This window comes from Candidatus Hydrogenedentota bacterium, from assembly GCA_019695095.1.
Taxonomy (GTDB): Bacteria; Hydrogenedentota; Hydrogenedentia; order Hydrogenedentales; family SLHB01; genus JAIBAQ01.
Map to the genome: position 1 here is coordinate 1 of JAIBAQ010000288.1, position 5320 is coordinate 5320.

The window sequence follows — 5320 nt, forward strand, 5'->3', positions numbered from 1 at the left end:
GTGCCGGTGATGTCTTCGGAGTCGAAGCGGATCGTGTCGGTCGAATGCAGCGTGCCAATTTCGGTCTGGCCCCAGGATTCGAAGAGGATGGCGGTGGCTTCCTGGTTGGGGCGTTCAAGGCAGACGCCGACGGCGGGAAAGAAGAGGCCGTGTAGCGGTTTGATTTGAATTGTGCCTTCAACCACGAGGCCTTTCTGTGTGGGAAGCGGCGCTTCCAGGAACGCGAGGGATCGGTTCGGTTCGCCGGGGGTGATCCACCGGATTTGCGGTAACGGCGCGGCGGCGAGGGTCACCGATTCCGCCGAGGCATTGGCCGAGCCATTCACAGACTGGACGTGCGCGATGTCGCACGGGAGTTCCTTGCCTTTGAGCGCCTCGTTGCCTTTCCAATACCCCATGCGCAGATGTTTTGCACCGTCGATAACAGCGGTCTTGAGCGGGGCGTGCCACCAGAAGTCGGCATAGGGATCGAGGATGTAATTGGTGAGCAGCAGTTCGCCGGGCTTGCGGCAATAGCCCGCCCAGAGCGCGTAGACGTTGCGTCCGGAGTAGCCGTTGAGGCGCAAGGCCGGATAGTCGGGCCGGAAGGGGCCGGTCGGTTTATCGGAAACGTACGTGCCGACGTTGTACTGGTAGTTGCCGGGAAAGAAGCCGCCCATGAGGAGGTAATACAAATCGCCGATACGTTGGCAACCGCCGGGTTCCTGCACAACGCGGATGTCGAGCGCATCCGTGAGCGGCACGTCGCCGAGCCAGGTCCATTTGATGCCGTCTTCGGAGCGCAGCATGCCGCCGACGGCGTAGCCGTAGTACACGGTCTTGCCGCCTTCGGTTTCAGGAAACACGTCCATGTGATCGATGCGTTGTCCGTCGGGACGCCGGATGTCGCATTCCTCGCCGAGATACGTCCAATGAACGAGATCGTTCGATTCCCACAGCTTCAACACATCTTGCGCTTCCCCGGTGAAGCTGCCGTGATTCATCAGAAACGTGTCGCCCACTTTCCACACGCGCATCGCGTAGATGCCGAAGGGCGCATCGTTGATGACAGGGCCGACGTCTTTCCAATGGACGCCGTCGGTGGATGTGGCCGACCAGACGCCGCGCCATTGATCCTGATCGCGGTTACGCAGTTCGCGGCGGTACATGGCGAAGAGGTGGTAAGTGCCGTCGTTGTAGATGACGCAGTTGTCTTTCAGCGTGCCTTCCGGCGTGCGGTAGAGCAGGGCCGAAGCATGAGTCGGGGAGAAAATGATAGAGACGAACGCAAACCAAACGGCGATCCCTGCACGCCAACGGCCTAACCTCTGATACGGACTATGATTCATGCTACTTCCCCCCAAGTGGCCGGAACGCGAGATTGTTTCATTGAGCATAGTGGGGACCGAATAAGAGGTCAATGCACGCCCTCATGGTATAGTTGGCTGCTTGCTCGGAAGTGCGAATCGAAAGGGAGCCAATGAGTCAGACGGTGGAGCCGAAAGCCGAGTATCAACGGCGATTGGCCGCGCGCCAGGAAACGGTGCGCCGCTTGGATAAGCAGGATGCGCTTTACGCGAACCTGCGTCTCGTTGTGTTTTTGGCCGCGCTGGCGATCATTGCGGCGGCGATTTGGGGCGACGACAGGCTGTGGGTATGGCTCGCTGTTCCCGTGCTCGCGTTTGTCGTGCTCGTTGTGCGTCATGATCGCGTGATCCGCGCGCGCGACCGGGCACGTATTGCCATCGCATTCTACGAGCACGGCATCGCCCGCATTGAAGATCGCTGGGCGGGAATGGGGCTCAGCGGCGAAGGCCTGGCTCCAACCGATCATCTTTGCGCGTCGGATCTCGACCTGGTGGGACGCGGATCGCTTTTCGAGTTGATGTGTCTCGCGCGCACGCGCGCGGGGCAACAAGCGCTTGCCGATTGGTTGTGCGCGCCCGCCGAAGTCGACGAGATTCTTGCGCGGCAAAAGGCGGTCGATGAATTGCGGTCCCGGCTCGATTTGCGGGAAGACCTAGCGCAATTCGGGCAAGGGGTTCGCGAGGGTGTGCATCCGGAGGTGCTTGTTGCCTGGGCCACCGCGCCCCAAGCGTTTTGCGTGGCGCGCGCGCGCGCAATTGCGACGTTGGTGGGCGCGGCGTTGGTGGTTTCATTCGTCATGCTGCTCCTGGGTGTCGCGACGTTTCCCTTCATTGCGGCGATCGCCGTTGCATGGGCGGTCACGCGGCCGCTGTCCAAGGGCGTACGTAACGCGATTGCCGCTATTGACGAACCCAAACGGGAATTGGCCGTGTTGGCGATGGTCTTGGCGAGGCTCGAGCGCGAGCCTGTTGCAAGCGCGCGGCTCAAGGCATTGATGGCGCGCATTACTTCGCAAGGTCAATCGGCATCGGCGTGCATCGCGCGGCTGCACCGGCTGGCGACGTGGCACGAAGCGCGCAACAACCAACTTTTCACGCCTGTCGCGGCGTTGTTGTTGTGGGACGTTCAATTCGCCTGCGCATTCGAGACATGGCGTACGCGCCACGGAAACCATGTGTCGGATTGGCTGAATGCGGTCGGAGAATTAGAAGCGTTGTGTTCCATGAGCGCGTACGCCTACGAACATCCCCGCGATCCATTCCCGGAGATTGTGGAAGAGGGCCCGTTCTTTCACGGAGACGAGTTGGGACATCCGCTGCTGCCGTCGGCGACGCGCGTTTGTAACGGCGTCCGGCTCGATGCCACGACGCGCATGTGGGTGGTCAGCGGATCGAACATGTCGGGGAAAAGCACATTGCTGCGAACCGTGGGCATCAACGCGGTGTTGGCGCAAATGGGTGCGCCGGTGTGCGCGAAAAGCTTGCGAATCAGCCCGCTCACGATTGGCGCGACGCTGCGCATTCAAGATTCGATTCACGAAGGACGGTCGCGGTTCTACGCCGAGATCAAGCGGTTGCGCGCGGTGATGGACCTCACGAAGGAAGCAAAGCCGGTCCTGTTTCTATTTGACGAAATCCTGGCCGGCACCAACTCGCATGATCGGCAATTGGGCGCCGAAGCGATATTAAAAGGGTTTCTGGATGCCGGCGCCATCGGTCTTGTAACGACGCACGACCTGGCATTGGCGCGCATCGCCGACGCGCTGACGTCGCGCGCGGCAAACGTTCATTTCGAAGATCACCTTGAAGACGGCAAACTCGTGTTCGACTACCGGCTGCGTTCGGGCGTCGTGCAAAAGAGCAACGCGCTGGAACTCATGCGCGCCGTCGGGCTGGACGTATAGCCCGCAAATCGATCGGTGTTACGTTTTGGGGATTGGCACAGGCGTCGCGCCGGCGCCGCCGTCGCCCGGTCCAACTTCAATCCACTGGCACATCGCTTCGCCACCGTTCCTGTTTACGAAGCGCACTTCAATTATGCCGTGCAGCGGCTTCACGTCATTGAAGACGAGATCAACCGCCGTATTGATACCGTTCGCCGTTGCCGCGACATCCATGTCCGTCACGCGCTCCTCCCCGTTGATCAGAATCGTGACCGCGCGGAGTTTCGGATCGAGTTCGCGTGATTCGGCGAAACCGAGTCTCACGTGATAGGTTCCTGGCGCCACCGTGACGTTGGCCCAGAACTCGGGCGCATGAACGCCGTAGCGATACCGCTCCGAGTCCTTGGCGTTCGCGATGGCGAGGCGGCGGCGTTCGCTCCACCACGATTGCTTCACAATGTCCGCGTCGGCCCCGCCGCGAGCCACCCAATCGGTTGCGGGACGCCATGCGTTGCCCGCGCTATCGACAAAGTCTTCGCGTTGTGGGTATCCGAAGATCATGCGTTGGGTGTCTTTGGGGCCGCCTCCACTGCCGAAATCCGGGGTTCCGGTAGCATCGGACCACTGCACCGATTTGACGTCGAGGAACAAGCCGTCCGCTCTGGGATTGCCTGCGCCACGAGCAACAATGCGCACCGTGTGCGCCGCATTCGGAAGTCCGTTGAGGTAGTAGAGAACCTGATCTTCACGCGGCGCGGGATTCCAGCAGTCGATGGCAACGCGCTGCGGTGCGCCGTCGACATATACAACCGAAAGGCCGCCCGCGGGTCCGACACTGCCGATGATGCGAAACTGATTTCCGGTGAACCCAAATTCCAGAGACGCCCCTGCTTCTCTGCTCGATAGGCTGCCATCGGGATTCGAGCGCCAATTGCCCACTTGCGTCAACTTCTCCGCAGGCAGAGCCTGCTGGGGGTCCTCTCCCGTGACGACGATTTCGCGAAGCCCATCGCGTCGTATGGTAATCAAGAAGTCGCCGTTCGATAACGGTTGAAGGGCATATCCGGCGGAATCGAGTCGAGGCGTGGGCGTAAGCGGTTTGCCATCGGCTTCCACCTTCGTTGGGTTGAATGCCAGACGCAGGACGTCCAACGCAGGAGCAGGCGCGTCGAACGTCGTGTAGACGATGCGTCCCTTGTCATAGACGACATTGTTCACGACGCCGGTGCTGCGCATGATGTGATTTTCGCGGCTTGCGCCTTCGATGGCAGGCAGGAACGCCATGGAACTGAGGACGTGTTTCAACGCCATGGGCCCGGCGATCTTGAACCACGCGTCCGCGACAACGGGACCGCCGTCGATGTTGTCTTCGACGATACCGTTCTCATGCGTGTCGTAGGTGGCAAGAATCTGGATGCGACGGGCAAGCTCTGTGCTCCATGGACTGTCTGCGAGTGAACCGTACTGGGCGAACACATTCGCGAGTTCCATCGGCCCGTACCAGAGCGAACGCCCGCAGCAATTGGACGATTCGGGAAACGCCCACGCGCCGCTATACGTATCGCCGCGCGACGCCGGGTTCACGCTCGTGCGATTCAGGAACAGGGACAGGATGTTACGGGCGTCGTGCTTCCAGTTCGGAAACTCCGAGGGATGTTCCATGAGGTAGCGCACGACAAACTCCGTGACATTTTCCGCCTGCACCGGGTCCTGCCAATCCCAGTAGTTGCGGCCCCATGTGTCGTCGACGATCCAGCGCGGAAGCAAGGTGTCGCGTAGATACGCCACACCCGCCGCGCGCGCCTCGACGATGGCCCCGTCTTGACCCGTATAGCCGAGCCGAATGAGTTCGTCGAAGAAGGCGAGCAGAAACACGACGCCACCGGTCATCGTGTCGTTCCACGTTATGCATTCGGGGTTGGCATAGCGGTTCCAAGGAGGCAGACCGGGTTCCCGGTTGCGGTTCTTCGCCAACAGATCGCCCCAATGTTTGCAGGCATCAAACCAGCGCGCGTTGCCCGTGAGTTGATACGCGCGCAACAATCCGAGTCCCATCTCCGCGGCGATATCGAGTTGCATGAACCCCTGAGG

At 60.8% G+C, this 5320-nt stretch carries 3 protein-coding genes; 1 reads left to right on the plus strand and 2 read right to left on the minus strand.

Translation table 11 applies throughout. The features are described 5' to 3' along the window. Positions 1-1328, minus strand: a 1328-nt coding sequence (locus K1Y02_24960) for a hypothetical protein (protein ID MBX7259631.1), incomplete at its 3' end; no start/stop codon positions are given. 131 nt (positions 1329-1459) lie between these two features. Between K1Y02_24960 and K1Y02_24965 the strand changes: the two genes are divergently transcribed. Then, on the plus strand, positions 1460-3250 hold the full coding sequence (locus tag K1Y02_24965) for a DNA mismatch repair protein MutS (GenBank protein MBX7259632.1): 1791 nt from the start codon (positions 1460-1462) through the stop codon (positions 3248-3250). 18 nt (positions 3251-3268) lie between these two features. Here K1Y02_24965 and K1Y02_24970 read toward each other — a convergent pair. Next, positions 3269-5320 (minus strand): malectin (locus tag K1Y02_24970; protein ID MBX7259633.1); only part of this gene is annotated, 2052 nt, incomplete at its 5' end.